Annotated in this window: 20 protein-coding genes and 1 tRNA gene; 9 read left to right on the top strand and 12 right to left on the bottom strand. The window is 69.5% G+C overall.

All coding sequences use genetic code 11. The features are described from left to right. Window positions 1-156: 156 nt before the first annotated feature. Window positions 157-1,089: an NAD(+)/NADH kinase gene (locus ACQXVK_RS16365; protein WP_416393457.1), complete on the bottom strand. Its 933-nt coding sequence runs from the start codon at window positions 1,087-1,089 to the stop codon at window positions 157-159. 222 nt (window positions 1,090-1,311) lie between these two features. On the opposite strand from ACQXVK_RS16365, the gene ACQXVK_RS16360 reads away from it, so the two are divergent. Further along, window positions 1,312-3,828 carry an ATP-dependent Clp protease ATP-binding subunit gene (locus tag ACQXVK_RS16360; protein ID WP_022907623.1) on the top strand — a complete coding sequence of 839 codons (2,517 nt, stop codon included), beginning with the start codon at window positions 1,312-1,314 and terminating at the stop codon, window positions 3,826-3,828. A gap of 282 nt (window positions 3,829-4,110) precedes the next feature. On the opposite strand, the gene ACQXVK_RS16355 is transcribed toward ACQXVK_RS16360, so the two are convergent. From ACQXVK_RS16355 to ACQXVK_RS16335, 5 genes are all read right to left on the bottom strand, one after another. Continuing rightward, window positions 4,111-5,169 carry a hypothetical protein gene (locus ACQXVK_RS16355; protein ID WP_430854281.1) on the bottom strand — a complete coding sequence of 353 codons (1,059 nt, stop codon included), beginning with the start codon at window positions 5,167-5,169 and terminating at the stop codon, window positions 4,111-4,113. Then, the gene (locus ACQXVK_RS16350) at window positions 5,166-6,116 is read right to left on the bottom strand and encodes a hypothetical protein (protein ID WP_430854280.1); all 951 of its coding nucleotides are present in this window, start codon (window positions 6,114-6,116) and stop codon (window positions 5,166-5,168) included. The genes ACQXVK_RS16355 and ACQXVK_RS16350 overlap by 4 nt, the downstream gene beginning before the upstream one ends. Next, complete coding sequence (locus ACQXVK_RS16345; RefSeq protein WP_022907624.1) at window positions 6,113-6,571, bottom strand: hypothetical protein; 459 nt, start codon at window positions 6,569-6,571, stop codon at window positions 6,113-6,115. Before ACQXVK_RS16345 ends, ACQXVK_RS16350 begins: the two co-directional genes overlap by 4 nt. After that, window positions 6,568-7,011 (bottom strand): hypothetical protein, encoded by a 444-nt coding sequence (locus ACQXVK_RS16340; RefSeq protein WP_022907625.1) that lies wholly within the window; start codon window positions 7,009-7,011, stop codon window positions 6,568-6,570. The genes ACQXVK_RS16345 and ACQXVK_RS16340 overlap by 4 nt, the downstream gene beginning before the upstream one ends. Before the next feature lie 238 nt (window positions 7,012-7,249). Next, entirely contained in the window at window positions 7,250-7,702 is a 453-nt protein-coding gene (locus ACQXVK_RS16335) for an SRPBCC family protein (protein ID WP_022907626.1), read from the bottom strand. 73 nt (window positions 7,703-7,775) lie between these two features. On the opposite strand from ACQXVK_RS16335, the gene ACQXVK_RS16330 reads away from it, so the two are divergent. Next, on the top strand, window positions 7,776-8,318 hold the full coding sequence (locus ACQXVK_RS16330) for an amino-acid N-acetyltransferase (RefSeq protein WP_022907627.1): 543 nt from the start codon (window positions 7,776-7,778) through the stop codon (window positions 8,316-8,318). Window positions 8,319-8,382: 64 nt separating this feature from the next. Next, the gene (locus ACQXVK_RS16325; protein WP_430854279.1) at window positions 8,383-9,075 is read left to right on the top strand and encodes a hypothetical protein; all 693 of its coding nucleotides are present in this window, start codon (window positions 8,383-8,385) and stop codon (window positions 9,073-9,075) included. A 183-nt stretch (window positions 9,076-9,258) separates the two neighbouring features. On the opposite strand, the gene cspE is transcribed toward ACQXVK_RS16325, so the two are convergent. Further along, window positions 9,259-9,501, bottom strand: coding sequence for a transcription antiterminator/RNA stability regulator CspE (cspE, locus tag ACQXVK_RS16320; protein ID WP_402268558.1), 243 nt, complete (start codon window positions 9,499-9,501; stop codon window positions 9,259-9,261). 270 nt (window positions 9,502-9,771) lie between these two features. On the opposite strand from cspE, the gene ACQXVK_RS16315 reads away from it, so the two are divergent. Beyond that, window positions 9,772-10,155: an SseB family protein gene (locus ACQXVK_RS16315; RefSeq protein ID WP_022907630.1), complete on the top strand. Its 384-nt coding sequence runs from the start codon at window positions 9,772-9,774 to the stop codon at window positions 10,153-10,155. Window positions 10,156-10,356: 201 nt separating this feature from the next. Here the strand turns inward: ACQXVK_RS16315 and radA are convergent, their stop codons facing one another. Together radA and ACQXVK_RS16305 are read right to left on the bottom strand one after the other, a co-directional pair. Further along, complete coding sequence (radA, locus tag ACQXVK_RS16310; protein WP_430854278.1) at window positions 10,357-11,718, bottom strand: DNA repair protein RadA; 1,362 nt, start codon at window positions 11,716-11,718, stop codon at window positions 10,357-10,359. A 10-nt stretch (window positions 11,719-11,728) separates the two neighbouring features. Beyond that, window positions 11,729-12,718 carry an SGNH/GDSL hydrolase family protein gene (locus ACQXVK_RS16305; protein WP_430854277.1) on the bottom strand — a complete coding sequence of 330 codons (990 nt, stop codon included), beginning with the start codon at window positions 12,716-12,718 and terminating at the stop codon, window positions 11,729-11,731. A gap of 142 nt (window positions 12,719-12,860) precedes the next feature. On the opposite strand from ACQXVK_RS16305, the gene ACQXVK_RS16300 reads away from it, so the two are divergent. Next, window positions 12,861-12,950, top strand: a tRNA-Ser gene (locus ACQXVK_RS16300). A gap of 153 nt (window positions 12,951-13,103) precedes the next feature. Here the strand turns inward: ACQXVK_RS16300 and ACQXVK_RS16295 are convergent. Then, complete coding sequence (locus ACQXVK_RS16295) at window positions 13,104-13,361, bottom strand: hypothetical protein (RefSeq protein ID WP_430854276.1); 258 nt, start codon at window positions 13,359-13,361, stop codon at window positions 13,104-13,106. A gap of 1,194 nt (window positions 13,362-14,555) precedes the next feature. On the opposite strand from ACQXVK_RS16295, the gene ACQXVK_RS16290 reads away from it, so the two are divergent. The 4 genes from ACQXVK_RS16290 (at window position 14,556) to ACQXVK_RS16275 (ending at window position 16,797) form a co-directional block, all read left to right on the top strand. Further along, the gene (locus ACQXVK_RS16290; RefSeq protein ID WP_171898811.1) at window positions 14,556-14,699 is read left to right on the top strand and encodes a hypothetical protein; all 144 of its coding nucleotides are present in this window, start codon (window positions 14,556-14,558) and stop codon (window positions 14,697-14,699) included. Window positions 14,700-14,761: 62 nt separating this feature from the next. After that, window positions 14,762-15,298, top strand: a complete 537-nt coding sequence (locus tag ACQXVK_RS16285; protein ID WP_430854275.1) for a hypothetical protein — start codon at window positions 14,762-14,764, stop codon at window positions 15,296-15,298. Between the two features lie 589 nt (window positions 15,299-15,887). Next, window positions 15,888-16,124, top strand: a complete 237-nt coding sequence (locus tag ACQXVK_RS16280) for a hypothetical protein (protein WP_430854274.1) — start codon at window positions 15,888-15,890, stop codon at window positions 16,122-16,124. Window positions 16,125-16,176: 52 nt separating this feature from the next. Next, window positions 16,177-16,797 carry a zinc finger domain-containing protein gene (locus ACQXVK_RS16275; RefSeq protein ID WP_430854273.1) on the top strand — a complete coding sequence of 207 codons (621 nt, stop codon included), beginning with the start codon at window positions 16,177-16,179 and terminating at the stop codon, window positions 16,795-16,797. 292 nt (window positions 16,798-17,089) lie between these two features. Here ACQXVK_RS16275 and ACQXVK_RS16270 read toward each other — a convergent pair whose 3' ends face one another. Both ACQXVK_RS16270 and ACQXVK_RS16265 read right to left on the bottom strand, forming a co-directional pair. After that, window positions 17,090-17,986, bottom strand: a complete 897-nt coding sequence (locus tag ACQXVK_RS16270; RefSeq protein WP_430854272.1) for a nuclease-related domain-containing protein — start codon at window positions 17,984-17,986, stop codon at window positions 17,090-17,092. Then, entirely contained in the window at window positions 17,983-18,876 is an 894-nt protein-coding gene (locus tag ACQXVK_RS16265; RefSeq protein WP_430854271.1) for a LysR family transcriptional regulator, read from the bottom strand. The genes ACQXVK_RS16270 and ACQXVK_RS16265 overlap by 4 nt, the downstream gene beginning before the upstream one ends. Window positions 18,877-18,900: the final 24 nt, after the last annotated feature.

Below are 18,900 nucleotides of genomic sequence, written 5' to 3'. Positions count from 1 at the left end.
TCGGCCGGTGTGCGAACACCGGCACGGGGAACCGGGTCGTTCTGTGGGAAGACGATCCGGTGGGGTGATGGGACGGCCCGCTCGCGCTTCGGCGTGAGCGGGCCATTCACGTTCCCGGGGGCGCGTCGCACCGTTCCGCGCGGAGTGACCGGGCCGCTACTCCTCGACCTCGCGCCCGAGCTTCTGGCGGAGGTCCTGCGGGATGAGCTCGATGAGCTGGTCCGGCCGCACGGGCAGGTCGAGCAGGCTGAGCTTGACGCGGCCCGTCCGGCCGTGGCGCTCGGCGTCGAGCCGGACCACGCTGCCGGCATCCTTCCGCAGGCGGACGTCGAGCTGGGCGCCCGTCGCGACCTCGCCGACGACGAGCCCGTCGACCTCGAGCGCCGCACTGCGGGTGCCCTCGGCGATGTCGAACCGGTAGCGCTCGCGCGCGGCCAGGACGACGGCACGGTCGATCCCGGCCATCGGTGCGACCGGCGTCACGACGGAGCCGGACAGCGCGGGGGAGAGGACCGGTCCGCCGGCGGCGTAGTTGTACGCGGTGGAGCCCGCCGGGGTCGCGGCGACGATCGCGTCGGCCCGGTAGTAGCCGTACCCGAGGCCGCCGACGCTGAGGTCAGCGGAGACCTGCCCCGCGCCGGGCCGCCGCACGATCGTGAGGTCGTTGAACGCGAGGTAGTCCGTCCGCGCACCGCTCCAGGACAGCCGGGCCTCGAGCGCGTGGTGCGGTTCGAGCTGGTAGTCGCCGGCGGACAGCCGTTCGAGCGCGCCCTCGAGCTCCGGCGGTTCGATCTCGACGAGGAACCCGACGTTGCCGTAGTTCACGCCGAGCACCGGCACCGGGCGCTTCGCCACGAGGCGCATCGCACCGAGCATGGTGCCGTCACCGCCGAGCGCGACGACGAGGTCGACCTCCTCCGTGAAGTCCTCGTCACCGATGACGTCGAGGCCACCGCCGATGCGCTGGGCGTCGGCCCGACGGGCGACGAGGCGACCGCGGCCGGAGGCGTTCCAGCGCTGCAGGGTCGCGACGGACTCCTGCACGTTCTTGGTCGGGTGGACGACGAGTCCGACGACGGGCTGCTCCATGCTCGGATGGTACCGACCCGACCCGGGACGACCCCGGTCGTGGCGCCGCCGCCCGCCGGGCGCGCACCGCGTGACGGACCCGCACCGCGCCTCCAGGCCCTCGCCTGCCCGCCTGACGCAACGAGGTCACGCCCACGGCGAACAGGGGCAGACCACCCGGGGTGCGCTGGTTAGTCTCGATGTACGTCACCGGGCCAGCTCCGGTCCGGCAAGGGAGAGCACATGTTCGAGAGATTCACCGACCGAGCCCGTCGTGTTGTCGTCCTCGCTCAAGAAGAAGCGAAGATGCTCAACCATAACTACATCGGCACCGAGCACATCCTCCTCGGCCTCATCCACGAGGGCGAGGGCGTCGCCGCCAAGGCGCTGGAGTCGCTCGGCATCTCGCTCGATGCCGTCCGCGAGCAGGTCCAGGACATCATCGGGCAGGGCCAGCAGCAGCCGACCGGGCACATCCCGTTCACGCCGCGCGCCAAGAAGGTGCTCGAGCTGTCCCTGCGCGAGGCGCTGCAGCTCGGCCACAACTACATCGGCACCGAGCACATCCTGCTCGGCCTCATCCGCGAGGGCGAAGGCGTCGCCGCCCAGGTGCTCGTCAAGCTCGGCGCGGACCTCAACCGCGTCCGCCAGCAGGTCATCCAGCTCCTGTCCGGCTACCAGGGCAAGGAAGCGGTCGCCGTCGGCGGCGAGCAGCAGCAGAACGCCCAGCAGGGTTCGCAGGTCCTCGACCAGTTCGGTCGGAACCTCACCCAGGCGGCGCGCGACGGCAAGCTCGACCCGGTCATCGGCCGCGAGAAGGAGATGGAGCGGGTCATGCAGATCCTCTCCCGTCGCTCCAAGAACAACCCCGTCCTGATCGGCGAGCCCGGCGTCGGCAAGACCGCCGTCGTCGAGGGCCTCGCCCAGGCGATCGTCAAGGGCGACGTGCCCGAGACGCTGAAGGACAAGCAGCTCTACTCGCTCGACCTCGGGTCGCTCATCGCCGGGTCGCGCTACCGCGGCGACTTCGAGGAGCGCCTCAAGAAGGTCACGAAGGAGATCCGCACCCGCGGCGACATCATCGTCTTCATCGACGAGATCCACACGCTCGTCGGTGCCGGTGCTGCCGAGGGCGCGATCGACGCCGCGTCGATCCTCAAGCCGCTCCTCGCCCGCGGTGAGCTCCAGACCATCGGTGCCACCACGCTCGACGAGTACCGCAAGCACTTCGAGAAGGACGCCGCCCTCGAGCGTCGCTTCCAGCCGGTGCAGGTCAACGAACCGTCGCTGCCGCACGCGATCAACATCCTCAAGGGCCTCCGCGACAAGTACGAGGCGTTCCACAAGGTGTCCATCACCGACGGTGCGATCGTGGCCGCGGCGAACCTGGCCGACCGCTACGTGCAGGACCGCTTCCTGCCGGACAAGGCAATCGACCTGATCGACGAGGCCGGCGCACGCCTCCGCCTGTCGATCCTGTCGGCGCCGCCGGAGCTCCGCGAGTTCGACGAGAAGATCTCGACGGTCCGCGGGTCGAAGGAAGCCGCGATCGAGGAGCAGGACTTCGAGAAGGCCGCATCGCTCCGCGACGAGGAGAAGAAGCTCCTCGGCGAGCGTCTCCGCCTCGAGAAGCAGTGGCGTGCGGGTGACGTCGCCGCGTCCGGCACCGTCGACGAGGGCATCATCGCCGAGGTCCTGGCGCAGGCCACGGGCATCCCGGTCTTCAAGCTCACCGAAGAGGAGACCTCGCGGCTCGTCTTCATGGAGAAGGCCCTGCACGAGCGCGTCATCGGTCAGGAAGAGGCCATCTCGGCCCTGTCCAAGACCATCCGCCGCACCCGTGCCGGCCTGAAGGACCCGAACCGCCCCTCGGGCTCGTTCATCTTCGCCGGCCCCACGGGCGTCGGGAAGACCGAGCTCGCCAAGGCGCTCGCCGAGTTCCTGTTCGACGACGAGGGTGCACTGATCTCCCTCGACATGTCGGAGTTCGGTGAGAAGCACACCGTCTCGCGACTCTTCGGTGCCCCTCCCGGGTTCGTCGGGTTCGAGGAGGGCGGCCAGCTCACCGAGAAGGTGCGCCGCAAGCCGTTCTCCGTGGTCCTCTTCGACGAGATCGAGAAGGCCCACCCGGACATCTTCAACTCGCTGCTGCAGGTCCTCGAAGAGGGTCGTCTGACCGATGGTCAGGGCCGCGTGGTCGACTTCAAGAACACCGTCATCATCATGACCACGAACCTCGGTTCGCAGGGCATCGCCGGTGGCCCGGTGGGCTTCCAGGTCGAGGGTGACTCGGGTGTCGGCTACGACCGCATGCGTGCGAAGGTGAACGAGGAGCTCAAGAAGCACTTCAAGCCGGAGTTCCTGAACCGCGTCGACGACACGATCGTGTTCCCGCAGCTGTCGCAGCCCGAGCTGCTGCAGATCGTGGACCTGTTCGTGAAGCGCCTGGCCGACCGTCTGCTCGACCGCGACATGACGGTGGAGCTCACGCTCGCCGCCAAGGAGCAGCTCATCAAGGTCGGGTTCGACCCGTCGCTCGGTGCGCGCCCCCTGCGTCGCGCGATGCAGCACGAGGTCGAGGACCAGCTGTCGGAGCACATCCTGCAGGGTGAGCTCAACGCCGGCGACCACGTGAAGGTCGACTTCACCGACGGTACGTTCCAGTTCGAGACCGGGCGTCAGCCGGGCCGCGAAGAGGTCCTCGCCGGGGCTGCCGCCGTCGAGGCGACGGATGCTCCGCAGGGCGAGATCGAGTCCTAGGACCCAGCCGCAGACGTGACGGGAGGGACGGTGCCAGCTGGCACCGTCCCTCCCGTCACGTCGTGGTGCGGACGGCGCGGCGCGGACGGTTCGCGCGTCGCGGTACCACCGGCCCCCGTCCGGGGGTACGGTGGTGTCTGTGCGCGAGGGGTTCCCCCCAACACCTCGCACGCAGCGCTCGACCGGTTCCCCCCAACAGGTCGAGACGCGCCGGCCCCGGTCTGCTCCGCAGACCGGGGCCGATGGCATTCCGGGCGGGATCGTCCCCGCGGGACGGCCGCGTCAGAGGGTGGCCGCGAAGTCCCGGACGGCGCCCTCCCAGCGCTCGGGGTCCTCGTTCCACTCGAGCGTGTGCGGCGCGGTCCGGAACGCGACCGCCCGGGTCCCCGGACGCGCGGTCTGCGCGGCGACGTCGGCCTCGGCGACGAGGGCGTCCGCCGCCGAGTGCACGAGCAGGGTCGGGGTCGCCGACGCCTGCCACGCGGTCGTCTGGACGGGAGCAGCTGCGCCGGCCAACCGTGACAGGACGCCGGTGGTCGCGATCCGTGCGGCGACGGTGCCGACGAACGCGGGGAGGTGTGCGCCCGACACCGCGCCGCGGAGCGCCGAGGACACGCTGAGCAGCGGTGCGATCCCGACCAGCCCGTCGACCTCCACCCGCGAGGCGGCGACCGAGCACGCGAGCGCACCGGCCGACCAGCCCTGCAGCACGACCCGGGTCGCGCCGCGGCGCCGGGCTGCCCGGACCGCGGTCACGATGCGGTCGACGGCACCGGGGTCGAGCGAGCGGAGCGGCAGGTCGGTCGTGTCGACGACCTCGGACGTCGCCCCGAGGGCGCGCCACACCGGGATGCCGCGCAGGACCTGTCGGGGGCCGAGGGACTGGCCGTGCACGTGGACGACGTGCGTGCCGGCCGTCGCGGGCTCGTCGCCGGGGGCAGCCGTGGAGTCGCCACCGGCGACGTCCGCGGGCTCGTGGCCTGGGGCATCCGCGGGCTCGTCGCCGGGGACGTCCGCGAGGTCGTCGTACAGCAGGGCGTCCCAGCCCCACTCGCCGAGTGCCGGCGCGCTGTCCGTGCGTCGCCGCACCGTGCCGTCGCCGGTCCCGGTGACCTCGTGCACGCCCAGCCCCACGCCGTCGCGGGTGAGCCGGTACGTCCCGGGCAGGCGGGTGTCGCGCGTGGCCACGAACTCGGTCTCGGTCGCGGTCGCGTGCCGGACCGTGGCGGTCGCTGTGTACGGGGTGGGGAAGAGCAGGCGGCGCGCGACGAACGCGCCCAGCCCGAGCGTCCCGACGGCACCTGCTGCGGTGCCGAGTGCGGCGATGCGTCCGCCGGTCATCTGGTCTCCTCCGGTCGTGCGGTGGTGAGCGTCGCGGCGGCCGGGATGCTCTGCCCGGCCTCGCGCGCGCGGTCCTCGATCTCGACGGACAACCGGTGCAGCCGGCTCCGCCACTGGCGACGCTGCCAGGCGATCGTGAAGTAGAGCCCCCGGTTGCCCGAGTCGCCCTCGAGCCGTCGGAGTTCGGGTTCGAGTGTCCGGAAGCGGAGCCGAGTCGCCCGCCAGTCGCGGAACTCGCGGACGGCGTCGGGGAGTACCCCGCCCGCGGCGCCCACGGCGAGCAGGACCATCGACGTCAGGAAGACCGGCGCGTAGATCGCCCCGAGCACCCGGACCGCGCCGTCCAGCCCGAGCACGTGCACGGCGTCGAGCGCGATCGCGATGGCCGCGAGCAGGACCATCGCTGCCGCGCCGACGACGAAGAGCCAGTACGTGCGGCCGAGCCCGTCGCCCTCGCGGAAGCCGCGCAGGACCGCCAGCGCCGACCGGGTGATGACCACGGCGACGTACGTCATCTCGACGGCGGAGTACAGCGCCGTGGGCAGCTGGTCGCCGTACACGACCATGAAGCTCGATGTGGGCTCGGGGGCGTCGATCAGCAGGAACAGCACGACGAGGGCGACGAGGACCACGACGATGCCGACGAGCCGGCTCGGGCGGAGGAGTCGGGCCGACCGGGCCGCGGCCTCGACCGACTGCGCGAGCGCGAACAGGCCGCACACCATCAGGCAGCGGCCGAGCAGGTCGGCGATGTTCGGCTCGTGCGTCAGCCCGCCGAGGAACGTCACGACGTCGGGCTGGTTGATGCTCAGCCCGACCGCGACGAAGGCGCAGCACACCATGAGCCAGCTGACGCTCGCCGACTGGGTCCGGACCAGCCAGAGCCGGACGACCAGGACCGCCAGGATGAGCCAGACCGGGATCGACCCCCAGACGTGCAGGGTCACCGGAAGATCCCGCGCGGCACCCCGTCGGGGTCGAGCAGCCCGATCCGCAGGGCGAGCTGGTCGGCGACGAGCTCCACCGCCTGTTCGTGCGGGGTGTCGAGGGAGCGGGTGAACGCCGTCCGCCCGGTGAGGAGTCCCGTGTAGGCCTCGTGGTCGCAGCCCGGGTCGGCGAGGAACACGTGCGCGAGCTCGTGCAGGATGCTCGCGACCCGGGACCGTTCGGACAGGTCGGGGCGCGTCTCGAGCAGGGCGTGGTCGGTGCGCTGGATGAGCCGCGCCGAGAGGTCGCCGGGGAGCGCCGTCGTCCGCAGGCGGATCGGCTTGCCGAGGGTCGCCTCGGCGCGGACGAGCAGCTGGGGGAGCGTCAGCCGGCGGGGGAGCCCGAGACGCTGCACGCTCCGCCGTGCCTCGGCCTGCCGGCGGCGGGCGCCGCTGCGGTCGGCGAACCCGCTCACGACGTCGCCCCGGAGTCGTCGAGGCGCCGCACGTGCTCGGTGAAGTCGCGGATCTCGGCCGCGGAGGCGAACTCACCGAGCCGCCGGGTCGCGAACGCCACGACCTCGCGCTTGCGGAGTTCGAGGACGAGTTCGAGCTGCGCCTGCACCCGTTCCGGGACGTCGGTGTTGCCCGCGGCGTCGGTGAGGTACTCGGGCGGCACGCCGAAGTAGCCGGCGAGCGCGACCAGGAGGCGCTGGTCGCGGACGGCCGGTCCGTTGCCCCCGAGCATGTAGCCCCACCGCGGGCGGCTCATCGACGCACCCTGCGCCTCGATCTCGGCGACGATCTCCTTGTAGGGCGGGCGCTGTCCGGTGTTCGCCTCGACGACGTCCATCAGGAGCTGCAGCTTCCGCGAGAGTTCTCGTCGGTGCGCGTCGTCGTCGGTGTACTCGATCATGTCTCCCCGCCCTGTACATCTGTCTCAGACATGGTAAAACTGGACCAGCGCCGAGGCCAGCGGGACCCACTCTGCCAGGCGCGCGCCCGTTCGTCAGGTCGGCATGTCGTGGGGGGATGCCGAACAGGCGGCTGGCGCCGTGGGGTGGTCGCGAGCCGACGACGGACGGGAGGCGCGGTGCCAGCTGGCACCGCGCCTCCCGTCTCGACCGTGGTCGCGCTCTCGCGCGTCGGCCTGGTCAGGCCTGCACGTCGCCGCGCCACCCGGTGTCGGTGGGCGCCGCTTCGACGCGCTCCTTGTAGTTCTGCAGGTCCTTCTTGATGGCGTGTCCGCCGACACCGACCGCGGCGCCGAGCTTCTCGAGGAAGCCGGACGGCTCCCAGTCGATCTGCGCGGTCACGCGGGTCTCGTCGTCGGACAGCTTGTGGAAGGTGACGACACCGGCGTGGTCCGTGTCGCCGTCCTTGACCGTCCACGCGACGCGCTCGTCGGGGTGCTGCTCGGTGATGACGGCACGGAACTGGCGCTCCTGGCCGGCGACCTTGACGGTCCAGTCGGTGGTCGTGTCGTCCACCTGGACGATCTTCTCGACCTCGTCGAGGAAGTGCGGGAACTCCTCGAAGCGGGTCCACTGGCCGTAGGCGGCTGCGACGGGGACGTTGACGTCGACGGTTTCGATGATCTGAGGCATGCACCGGACGGTAGGCGGCCGCGGCTGGGCGACGTACAGGGCCGTGTCCCCCGCGCGCACTATGGTGAGGGAGATGACAGCACACGGGAAGCACGCGTTCCACGAACGGGACGAACACGGCATCCTGGTGCGCCCGGCCCTGGCGTCGGACGTCCCGCACATCCAGCGGCTCATCTCGCCCTACGTCGACCGGCGGATCCTGCTCGGCAAGGAGAACGTCGCGCTCTACGGCTCGATCCAGCAGTTCCGGATCGCCGAGGGTCCCGACGGCGTCCCGATCGGGTGCGGCGCGCTCGCCGTCTTCTGGGACGACATCGCCGAGGTCCGCACGCTCGCCCTCGACGCCGACTGGATCCACAAGCGCGTCGGACACCGCATGCTCGAGGCGCTGGAACACGACGCCCGCGAGCTCGGTGTGGCCCGCATCTTCTGCCTGACGTTCGAGGTCGACTTCTTCACGAAGCACGGGTACCTCGAGATCGGCGAGAGCGTCGTGTCGCCCGACGTGTACGCCGAACTCGTCCGGTCGTCGGACGAAGGGGTCGCGGAGTTCCTCGACCTCGCCCGGGTCAAGCCGAACACGCTCGGCAACACCCGCATGCTGAAGATCCTCTGACGCTTTCGGTGACCGCGCGGCGGGGTTCCCCCGTGCCGCTCCCGCCGTTGTCTACCCTGTGCGCATGTCGTCGTTCCGTCACCCCGTCGGGCCCGAGAAGCCGGGTGTCTACTGGCGCCGCCGAGCGATGGTCATCGGCGTGCTGCTGCTCATCGCGGTCGTCGTCGTGCTGATCGTGGTGGGGCGCGGTGGGGCCTCGGCGGATCCGGCCGGGACGGCTGCGTCGGCGTCTTCTGCTCCTTCTTCCGCTGCTGCTGCTTCTTCTTCTTCTTCGGGGTCGTCCTCGTCGCCGCGTGCGACGCCCTCCGCCGCAGCATCGCCCTCGGCGTCCGCGACCGCCTCCGCCAAGGACGGCGCGACGTGCACCAAGGACCAGATCGCCCTGACCCCGGTCGTCGACAAGAGCACGTACGGACCCACCGAGGACCCGAAGATCGCGATGTCGATCAAGAACACCGGGTCGAACTCGTGCCACATGGACCTCGGGTCCTCCCAGCAGGTCCTCACGATCTCGTCGGGCGAGGAGCAGTACTGGTCGTCGAAGGACTGCCAGACCGGTGGCACCAACCAGGACGTCACCATTAAGGCCGGGCAGACCCTGACCACCCCGGCGATCGCCTGGGACCGGACGCGCTCGTCGACGTCGACGTGCGACTCGTCACGGCCGTCGGTCACCGGTGGGGGTGCGAGCTACCACCTGCAGGTGGCGGTGGGGAACCTCGCGTCGAAGACCTCGGTGCAGTTCATCCTGCAGTAGGTCCGCGGCGGTTCGTCCTGCGGGAGGTCGGCGGGAGTTCGTCCTGCCAGAGTCCGCGGCGGTTCGTCCTGCGGGAAGGCGGCGGGAGTTCGTCCTGCGGGAGATCGCCGGAGTCGGCCGCCTGGGACAACGAGAACGGGCCCGTCGTCACGAGGACGACGGGCCCGTTCGGGCTGGAGGAGATCAGCCGATGACGGAGATGTTCTCCGCCTGCGGGCCCTTGCGACCCTCGGTGATGTCGAACTCCACCTTCTGGTTCTCCTCGAGCGACTTGTAGCCGTTGCCAGCGATCGCGGAGAAGTGAGCGAAGACGTCAGCGGAGCCGTCGTCCGGGGCGATGAAGCCGAAGCCCTTTTCGTTGTTGAACCACTTGACGGTGCCGGTCGATGCCATGATGGCGTTCCTTACTTTCTTGCCAGTCGACATCTGCAGTCGACTGTCTTGCGAAGCGGTACTCGCTACCGCCGATCCACCGACGGATGTCGTCAGATCGATGCGTCCTGCGGGCATGGGGCCGGCGGGACGGGTTCGGGGCCAGGCGGCCGGGGAAGGCCAGTGACCGATGGCGCTCGAGGTGCTGTGCACCGGAAGAACGATGGACTCCCGCCGAAGCGGTTGGTACCAATCTACAGTCTTGTGGCCACAAGGGAAGAGCCGAAGTCGCCGAACGTCCATGAATCTGGTGGACTAGGGGTGATGGCAGACAAGGAACAGCGCTTCCGGAGCGAACAGCTCGAGGCGGCGCTCGAGCAGCAGGACGTCGCTGCGGTGGCGTTCGCGCTCCGCAACGACATCGTGATCGTCCCCCGGCTCGTCACCGGCAAGAAGGACATGCAGGTGCGGGTGTTCGGCCGCGAAGGCTCGGACAAGCGCATCCTGCTGCTGTTCTCGTCGGCCGATGCCTACACCGCGATGGTGCCGGACGAGAAGGTCCGACAGGTCATGGTCTACGACGGCCCGCGGCTCGAGGAGTTCATCGCGGCACACCTGGACTCGCTCGAGGGCGTGTTCTTCGACATCGCGGGGCCGCACACCATGCAGGCGACCCCGGAGGACCTGTTGGCGGCGCTCCGGGCCTGACGCTCCGGGCGCGTCTCGGCGTGTCCGAGTCCTCGGGCCCGGTCTGCCGGCGCGTCGGTGGGGGCCGTCGGGGTCGGTCTGCCCGCACGTTCCGGAGGTCCGTCGGGGTCGATCTGCCCGTGCGTCTGTGGGGACAGTCGGGGTCGGTCGGGTCGGCCAGTGTGGGTCTGCCCGTCTGTCCGTGGGGTCGGTCGGCCGCGATCAGAACGCCCGGTCGAGTTCGCGCTCGCGTTCGTCCGCGGCGAGGGAGAACGCGACCCGCAGCGCTTCGCGGAGGTGCTGCGCATCGGACCCGAGCACGGTCGTGAACCCGAGTCGTGCGGCTTCACTCGCACGCTGCTTGGTGCCCGTGGTTGGGCGGATCTCGCCGGCGAGGCTGATCTCACCGACCGCCGCGAGCGTGTGCGGGTACGGGCGGTCGCGCGCGGCACTCGCCAGGGCGAGGGCGATCGCGAGGTCCGCGGCCGGTTCGGTGAGCTTCATGCCGCCGACCGTCGAGACGTAGACGTCGGCGTCGGACAGCTTCAGTCCGGCTCGGCGTTCGAGCACCGCGAGCAGCATCGCCACACGGGAGGAGTCGACGCCGTTCACGACGCGGCGCGGCTGGGGCGCCGAGCTCGGGACGACGAGTGCCTGCACCTCGACCGGGAGCGCTCGTCGCCCCTCGAGCGCGACGGTCACGCACGTGCCGGACACCGGCGCGCCGTTCTTCGACATGAAGAGGCCGCTGGGGTCGGGGACTTCGTGGATGCCGTCGCCGGCCATGTCGAAGCAGCCGACCTCGTCGGTGGGGCCGAAGCGGTTCTTGAGCGCACGGACGAACCGGAGCGCGGTCTGTCGGTCACCCTCGAAGTGGCAGACGACGTCCACCAGGTGCTCGAGCAGGCGGGGACCGGCAATCGTGCCGTCCTTCGTCACGTGGCCGACGATGAGGACCGGGAGCGCACGGTCCTTGGCGACGCGGATCAGGGTGGAGGCGACTTCGCGTACCTGGGACGTCCCGCCCGCGATGCCGTCGATCGAACTCGACGAGATGGTCTGCACCGAGTCGGCGATGAGCAGGTCCGGCTGGACCTGGTCGATCTGGCCGAGGATGACGCCGAGGTCGACCTCGCTCGCCAGGTAGAGGTCGTCGTGCATCGCCCCGGTGCGCTCGGCGCGGAGCCGGACCTGGTCGACCGATTCCTCGGCGCTGACGTAGAGCACGCGCTTGCCGGTCGCCGCGGCGCGTGACGCGACCTCGAGCAGGAGGGTGGACTTGCCGACGCCGGGCTCGCCGGACAGCAGCACCGCCGCGCCCGGCACCACACCGCCGCCGAGCACGCGGTCGAACTCGCCGATGCCGGTCTGCCACCGCTGCACGGTGGTGCCACGCGACTCGGTGATGGGGCGGGCGACGCGGTTGCCGGTCACGGCGACCGAGGAGGTGCCACGGATGCTGGCCGTCGCTGCCGAGGAGTCCTCGACGGTTCCCCAGGCCTGGCACTCACCGCAGCGACCGACCCACTTGATCGTGGTCCAGCCGCACTCGGTGCAGCGGTAGAGGGATTGAGCGCGCGCCATGACGGTCAGGCTAGGCGGTACCGCCGACATCACCCGCGCGGCCGGCCGGGCCGTCGGGCTGCGGATCGGCCGCCGCGTCGGGCACCGGGACCGAACCGGTCATGCGCTGGCGCAGACGATCGATTCGCCCCGGACGGTCCGCGTGGTCGAGCGCCTCGGCGCCCTCGGTGTCCTGCTCGGCGCGTGCGGTCGCCACCGCGCCCGCACCGGCCCCGAGCTCCTCGGCCTCTCGCGCCGACAGGTAGTGCCGGATCGCCGCGACCACGTCCACCCGTGCGTCGACCGCCGGCTCGAACGCGCTCGCCCAGATCTCGTACCCCCGGTCGTTCGGGTGGAACAGGTCGCCGTAGCTGTTGAAGAACGTCCGGCGGAGCCCCACCCGCTTCGTGATGGTGTGCAGCGGCGCCACCGTCAGGCCGAACTCGTCCGCCACCCGGTGCACGATCTCGTTCGCCACCGCGACCTTGCGTTCCCGGTCGGGCACGAACATGCACGGCAGTTCGGCGACGATCGCGTGGGACGGCACCGCGCCGTAGATCTCGCGGATGTTCCGCTCGAACTTGTCGGGGTGGAAGTCGGCGATGTCGTTCGCCCCGATCGACACCGTGCAGATGTCCGGCGTGTAGTTGCGGAGCTTCGGGAGCTGGTCCTTCCGAGCACCCCAGGTCGTCGACCCGGACACGCTGAGGTTCACGACCCGCACCGACGACCGCGAGCGGTGCCGGATCCGTCGTGCGAGCAGCCCCACGTACCCGCGGTGCGGCTCGCTCGCGCCGACGCCCTGCGCCGCCGAGTCGCCGATCGCCAAGTAGGTGATCTGCCCCTCGTGCTGCAGGCGTTCCCGCCACCAGTCGGCGTGCACCGGGAGCAGCTCGCCGATCCGGCGGGCGGCCGCCTGCTGCCCGCGGACACCGGCCCGGGCGCCGAACGCTGCGCCACCGAGGATGGTCAGGCCTCCGACGACCGACGACAGCAGTGCGATGAGCGTGCGTGATCTCATGCGGTGGACGTTACGCGGACTTCTTCGGGACGCGATTCGTCCCGAGCGAGCCGTGGACGAGCATCCCAGACCAGCCACCTGTGGAGGGCGAGTCGACGCCGGGTGGTGCGTCGCGCCTCCTGGATCGTGTAAACTCTTTCCCGGTACCGTGTCCGAGCGGCCGAAGGATCATGTCTCGAAAACATGTGTGGGGGCAACTCCACCGTGGGTTCAAATCCCACCGGTACCGCCAGCGCAAAGAGCCCCAGATCCCCGTTACGACGGGGATCTGGGGCTCTTTCAATTCGACCTGTCAGCTCCTCCGGTAACCAGGCGGTAACGGACCTTCTCGCAGCAAGTGTGAGCAACCGCACTTCGGGCCGCAGCCACCACTGGCGTTAGCCCTTCAAGGTCGATGGTGAGTTGCGCGCAGCTTCTCGATGATGCGAGCCGCTGCTTCGTCACCGGTGACGGTGCCAGCGGCGATCTGCCTGCCGAGCTCACGGGTTTCCTCGTCGGTGACCTGGTGGCCGGCGGCGCCGAGTGCGGCGTCAGCGCGGGTGATCGCGCGCTGGATCTCGGCGTCGGTGCGTGCCGGCGCGGTCTCGCGCCGCTTCGCGGTGCCGGACCCGTTGACGGCCTGCAGGTGGGTTGCCCGGCGCATGGCGGCTCCGTTCCGTACGGGTCCAGTTTACCGGCGGGGCCTGGCGTTCTGGAGGGATTTCGCGGTCTTCGAGCGCCCGAGGGGGGTGCTCCGTTTCGGATAACAGGCACTATCACCGGCGTGAATCGTGACCCTTGAAGTGACATGGGGCTGAGCATGTGAGCGAAGAGTTGGCTGCTGCGCAGGCCGGCCGTCGTGCGACTGCTCGGACCAGTGCCGATCGGCATCCACGGTCGGCCAGTAGGCGATCTCGTCCGTGGTGGGGCGTCCGTATGGCGCAGCCGAGTGAGAATCAAATCGGACGGGGCATCTGCGACGCCGCGGCGCGCGAGAGGGTTGAACTACGCCGCCTGGCCGATCGCGGACCGGCTTACGGCACATGACAGCACCCATAGAGAGAGTGCTTCAAGGCGCTGTCGACGGCGGATTAACGCGCAGACCTCGAGCTGAGGGAGTTCAACACCCGTCGCACCGTCGTGTCGAAGGGGGGGGGCGCCGGGCGCCCCTTCCGAACGCTCCGCCTCGGTCAGCTTTCCCCGTCTTTGAGCCAGCTGATGACGTCAGACCCACACCCCGAGTGCGCTGCCTTGCTGGCGGCAAACCCAGTGCAGTTTCAGGGCACTGGCCACTCCGACGCGCCCGCTGAAGTTCTACACACCCTGTGGAATGCGCAACAGGCCTTGTGGATAGGTCCGGCCAGCAGCTGGTGAATATGCGGGATTCCGGGGTACGAAGACCTGTCCCCCTTGTGGAGAACTCGCGCCGGGAACTACATGGCTGTAACACTTCATCTTGTGGTCAAGGTCAGTGTCGGACCCCAGATGTAGTATTGGCGGTGAAGAGCAAGGCCCCTGGTCGGAGAGTCCGACCGAGGTCGGTCTCCGCAACAGGGGCCCGTGGATTCCGCCAAGAATCACCCACGAGCTTAGCCCGCCGATGACGTCGTGACGCACCCGCGTGACTCCTCACGGCAGGCGCGGAGGTCAGCTGGTCAGGAGACCGCAATGCCCCGTCGGATCACGGTTCGGGTGAAGACCCGCACCTACACCATCACGTGCCCGCACTGCCGACACGCCCATCGGAACATCGCCGCCTACGTCCGCGGAGTCAACGTCCTCTGCGACTCCTGCCGTCGTTCGTTCCGGACGCCGTAGCCCTACATCACGACGACACCTCAGGGAGGAGGTGATCAAGATGGGAAAGCCCTCGACCCGCGTCACGAGCAAGAGCGTGGCGAAGAAGGCATCGGCAGCACTTCGCGACGGCCGGTCATCTGCCCGCACCCGCAGCATCGCGGCCAGCGCCCTGGCGCAGGCAGCAACGAAGCGCTCCAAGTAACGGATGGCGGGCGCACCGATCAGCGGTGCGCCCGCCTCCACCTCGACGAAGGGATAGCCACCATGGCAAACGGCTTCAAAATCGACAAACGCCAACTCGACAAGCTCACCAAGGAGCTGCAGCGAGAGTTCAACAAGCGCCCGCTCAAGGTGCCGGTGCAGCCGTCAACGGCAAGTCACCTGCCAGCGACGGCACCGCCAACGGTCATCCACCAGCACGGCCCGGCGGTGACCGTCAACGGAGACGGCGCTCAGCTCGCGTGGGGCAACACCGGCCCCGTCCACCAGACGCAGCATCGCGTTGAAACGATTGCCCCGGGACTCGAGACAGTAGCCCAGCTTCTAGCCACCATCGTCACGAACAGCGCTGCGTTCCAACTTTCCGCCGAGGACGAGGCGGACCTCAAGACGACGGCAGGAGAGGCGCTTGCAGAGACCACCCTGGCCGAACCCGACGAGGGAAAGCTCAAGAAATCGATCCGCATCATCAGCGGCCTGCTGGCCCCCCTCATCGTGGGCGTTTCGAAGGGGGTGTCCGACGAATCGGCGAACCTCGCGCGGGAAACCATCCAGGCGCTTTCGGACGCCGTGACATCCTAGCGCGACTGCTAATGCCGGGACCATGAGCGCCCCCGTCGGGGAAAGTCGACGGAGTGGTAGATCGGTGTCGCGTCGTAGTCGTCTCTTAGATATGCCACGGCGCTTCTTCCCGGCGGTGCCAGGGTCTGCGCTTGTTGCGCCTGACGCGCCCTGGGCCAGAGCGACTAGAAAGGAGGAGGTTGGCCGATACCTTCGCCGCTGGCGGTCTCACAGCCACTAGCGGACCGGGATCGCCCCCTGCCCTCCCGGCTCATCCCAGCACCCGTGATTCCCTACCGACCGGGGACTAGAGGTGTCATCATCTAGACATGGGTAAGGGAGCCAGACTCAAAGCAGAGCGCGCAGCCGCGCCGTTGCCGGCCGAGACACACGAGCCAGCGACGCCACAGAACTGGCCTCGCGGCCATGTCGACGTCGCGATAACCGACCCTCAGGCCGATGAGTGCATCGCAGTCACCGTTCACGGTGTGAAGCACTACCTGCATTCCACCACTGCTCGTGAGCTAACCAACATGCTCTCGGCTCGGCTCGATGAGTGGAACGAGGATGCGCGCGCCCACGGGGTCCCCGAGGTCTGACAATGGGCATCTTGAACTCCGTCGCAAAAGCGCTAGGCAGTCTCCGCCCCTACAGCGACGACGAACTGGCACTGAAGCGCGAGGCGATACGGCTGCGCCACATCGCCGGCGACGACCGGTACGACGAGCTGCGGCGGTACGACGCAGAGATGGTGCGGCGGGCGAATGAGGCATACGAACGAGAGCACCCCAACCCGCCAGCAACGCGCCACCGCGAGCACGGCTGGTATCTCCCGAACGACGACTGACTCGCGACTTCTACCGCCACGTGATGACGACAACCTCGGAGAAGCGGTGACGATGAGCGATCAGGCAAGGGTGCCGGTGACAGCGATCGGGTACGTGTTCAGAACCGAACCGGCCGACGAGGCGTGGACCTACATCGGACAGAGCACGCGCCTCGACTCGGCGCACATTGACCGCTACTTCGGCAGCGGCGCCTTCATGACGGAGGTGATCGCTGCGCATGGCACCAGCACGCTGACCAAGACAATCGTCGCGACGGCGGAGTCGCCTCTCGAGTTGCACTACCTCGAGATGCTGCACATCGCTGAGGCCCGACGGGACGGCGTCCGCGTAGGCAACGGGGACTTCGGCGGCCCGCGACCGTTCCCCAACCTGCAGCAGGCGCTGCGGGAGGTCGCCCCGACCGTGATGCGCGCGGCAGACGACCCGAAGCGGTTCTACGACGCTTTAGTGAAGCACCGTGATCTCGTCGAACAGGCGATCCTCGACTCGTCCAGCGTTCCAGTGGACGCGTTCTACGCCGGGATGGAACGCGATCTGCGCGCCACCGAGGACCTGACGCACCCGTGCCCCGCCTGCGGCTCCGATGTCGGCGAGGTCTGCCGGACGAACTCGAAGTCGCTCACCAAGCCGCGGAACCCCACCAGCAATCACTCGAAGCGGCCGCGCTCATGACGACGTACACACCACGAGAGCTGGCAGCTGAGCTCGGTTACACGAACGAGTCCCGGCCGGGGCAAGTCGTGCGGGCGTACCTGCGCGCGAAGTACCCGGAACACCCGAAGCACGAGCGCTGGGAGCTCGACGAAGCACAAGCTGACGACGTGCGAGCGAACGTGCCTCGCGCGTCCTGACCGGGCGGCAAGCGGCGCAGAGCCGCGTGCTCCGCCTCGCTATTGTCACTTAGCAGCGGTAAGTGACAATAGCGGCGGCGTTGTCGCCATCTCGGCCCGGCTCAGCGCAGAACTCAGGCGGGCGGGAAGTGCGCGGCGATCGCAGCAGCGACCGCGGTCACGTCGACCGCCCCCTCGAGCGCGGTGAGCTGCCTCGAGAGCCGCCTCGGCCAGCAGACGTCGATGCCTCGCACGGTGAACGAGCCGCCGAAGAGCGGCCAGTCGGCGTCGACGAAGCAGAGCACGCCGCGCACGGAGGCCGGAGCGACGACGTCCTGCACGAGCGCCACCTGGAGGAGCACGCCGTCGACGAGCTTCGTGCGGTCGCCGCCGACGATGAGCTTCTCGGTGCGGGGACGGAACAACCCGCCCTCGACCTGCAGGCGGGGCCGCTTGTTCCGGTAGCGCTTCGCGTCGATGACCCAGACGCCGGCGCGGGTGATGACGATGTGGTCGATGTTCGCGCGGGACCTAGGGATGCGGCGGTCGTGGAACACGACGACGTGCTCGGACGCGATCGCGTCGAGCGTCCGGCCGACCTCGGCCTCGCCAGCCGCGCCGGACTTCCAGGCGACGGTGCTCTGCCGCTCGCCCGAGAGCGCAACGGCGAGCGTGCCAATCCGGCCGTCGCCCCAGGTCTCGCGGATCTTCGCCTCGTCGCGCGCGCCGGCGGTCGTACTCGCGCTTTGCGGATGCGCCGGCGCCGGTGGTGTCGTTCGTCCCCATGGCTTCCATCCAGTCAGATCGACAGCGCGCGTCGCCAGCCCCAGTGCGAGGCGCGGGTGCTGGCCGCGTACCGGTTTTACGATGGCAGTGATCGGCACCACGACCCTCGTCGAATGAGTCGCTGGCGCTGGGTTGCATCCCACCCGTGCCGCCGCGGGCGGTCCCTGCTCTGCGCCGTCGACTGGTTCGCCGACTCCGAGCAGGTCTGTGCGACCGCAATCCGGCCGCTTCGCGCCGAGCGTCAACCCTCGAGCAGCATCCGTCGCGCCAGACGTGCCAGTTCGCGGGTCGCGGGCGACAGCGGCACGCCCGCTCGCTGGACGAGTGCGATCGTGTCGTACAGCGGTTCCGCGAACCGGACCGTGTGCACGCCGGCTGGGAAGTTCCGTCCCGCCGCGACCGCGCCCGACACGATCGTGTCGCCGGCACCACGGGCGACCAGGTCGAGTGCGGAGTCGATGTGCTCCACCTCGATCCGGGGGGCGAGCGTGACGCCGGCGAGCTGTGCTCGTTCGGCCAGCTGACGTCGGGTCGGGTCGCGCCAACCGTAGTGGGCGTCGTACAGGACGAGGTCGGTGGACGCGAGGTCCTCGATCGTCACCGGTCGGGACGTCCGACCCGGGTCGGCCGAGGCGAACAGGACGTCGTCGCGGCGAAGTGGAGTGACCTCCAGCGACTCCGCATCGATCGGCAGCACCACGAGGCCGGCTTCGAGCTCTCCGGCGGCGACGGCCTCGGCGACCTCGACCGAGTTGAGGCCGATCACCCGCAGTCGGACATCCGGGTACCGCTGGTGGAACCGTTCGAGCAACCGGGACAGGAAGTAGTAGTTCGCGTTCCGGAGCAGACCGAACGTCGCCACACCACCGCGCAGGCTCGTGACGTCTCGGAGCGCGCGATCGGCCTCGTCAGCGGCGTCGACGGTGAGCCTGGCGTGCGGAAGGAGCGCCTCGCCGGCCGCCGTGAGCACCAGACCGCGACTGCTCCGCGTGAACAGCCGGACGCGGTACGCCTCCTCCATCCGCTTGACGAGTTCGGACACCGAGGGCTGCGCCATGCCGAGCTGGACGGCGGCAGCAGAGAACGAGCCCGCAGCCGCGATGACCAGGAACGCGCGCAACTGGTTGAGCGTCATAGGGCAACCCTATGGCGCCTCGTG

Origin of the sequence: Curtobacterium sp. AB451, from assembly GCF_050585845.1 — a bacterium.
Classification (GTDB): domain Bacteria; phylum Actinomycetota; class Actinomycetes; order Actinomycetales; family Microbacteriaceae; genus Curtobacterium.
Note: the sequence above shows the minus strand (reverse complement) of the source record. Positions and strands in the feature narration are given on the sequence as shown.

Excerpts from the sequence above, each read along its gene's own strand:
- ACQXVK_RS16335 (WP_022907626.1), bottom strand. The coding sequence starts at position 7,702 with ATGCCTCAGATCATCGAAACCGTCGACGTCAACGTCCCCGTCGCAGCC.
- ACQXVK_RS16285 (WP_430854275.1), top strand. The coding sequence starts at position 14,762 with ATGGCAAACGGCTTCAAAATCGACAAACGCCAACTCGACAAGCTCACC.
- ACQXVK_RS16305 (WP_430854277.1), bottom strand. The coding sequence starts at position 12,718 with ATGAGATCACGCACGCTCATCGCACTGCTGTCGTCGGTCGTCGGAGGC.
- ACQXVK_RS16295 (WP_430854276.1), bottom strand. The coding sequence starts at position 13,361 with ATGCGCCGGGCAACCCACCTGCAGGCCGTCAACGGGTCCGGCACCGCG.
- ACQXVK_RS16325 (WP_430854279.1), top strand. The coding sequence starts at position 8,383 with ATGTCGTCGTTCCGTCACCCCGTCGGGCCCGAGAAGCCGGGTGTCTAC.
- ACQXVK_RS16265 (WP_430854271.1), bottom strand. The coding sequence starts at position 18,876 with ATGACGCTCAACCAGTTGCGCGCGTTCCTGGTCATCGCGGCTGCGGGC.
- ACQXVK_RS16340 (WP_022907625.1), bottom strand. The coding sequence starts at position 7,011 with ATGATCGAGTACACCGACGACGACGCGCACCGACGAGAACTCTCGCGG.
- ACQXVK_RS16330 (WP_022907627.1), top strand. The coding sequence starts at position 7,776 with ATGACAGCACACGGGAAGCACGCGTTCCACGAACGGGACGAACACGGC.
- ACQXVK_RS16290 (WP_171898811.1), top strand. The coding sequence starts at position 14,556 with ATGGGAAAGCCCTCGACCCGCGTCACGAGCAAGAGCGTGGCGAAGAAG.
- ACQXVK_RS16365 (WP_416393457.1), bottom strand. The coding sequence starts at position 1,089 with ATGGAGCAGCCCGTCGTCGGACTCGTCGTCCACCCGACCAAGAACGTG.
- ACQXVK_RS16275 (WP_430854273.1), top strand. The coding sequence starts at position 16,177 with ATGAGCGATCAGGCAAGGGTGCCGGTGACAGCGATCGGGTACGTGTTC.
- radA (WP_430854278.1), bottom strand. The coding sequence starts at position 11,718 with ATGGCGCGCGCTCAATCCCTCTACCGCTGCACCGAGTGCGGCTGGACC.
- ACQXVK_RS16360 (WP_022907623.1), top strand. The coding sequence starts at position 1,312 with ATGTTCGAGAGATTCACCGACCGAGCCCGTCGTGTTGTCGTCCTCGCT.
- ACQXVK_RS16315 (WP_022907630.1), top strand. The coding sequence starts at position 9,772 with ATGGCAGACAAGGAACAGCGCTTCCGGAGCGAACAGCTCGAGGCGGCG.
- cspE (WP_402268558.1), bottom strand. The coding sequence starts at position 9,501 with ATGTCGACTGGCAAGAAAGTAAGGAACGCCATCATGGCATCGACCGGC.
- ACQXVK_RS16355 (WP_430854281.1), bottom strand. The coding sequence starts at position 5,169 with ATGACCGGCGGACGCATCGCCGCACTCGGCACCGCAGCAGGTGCCGTC.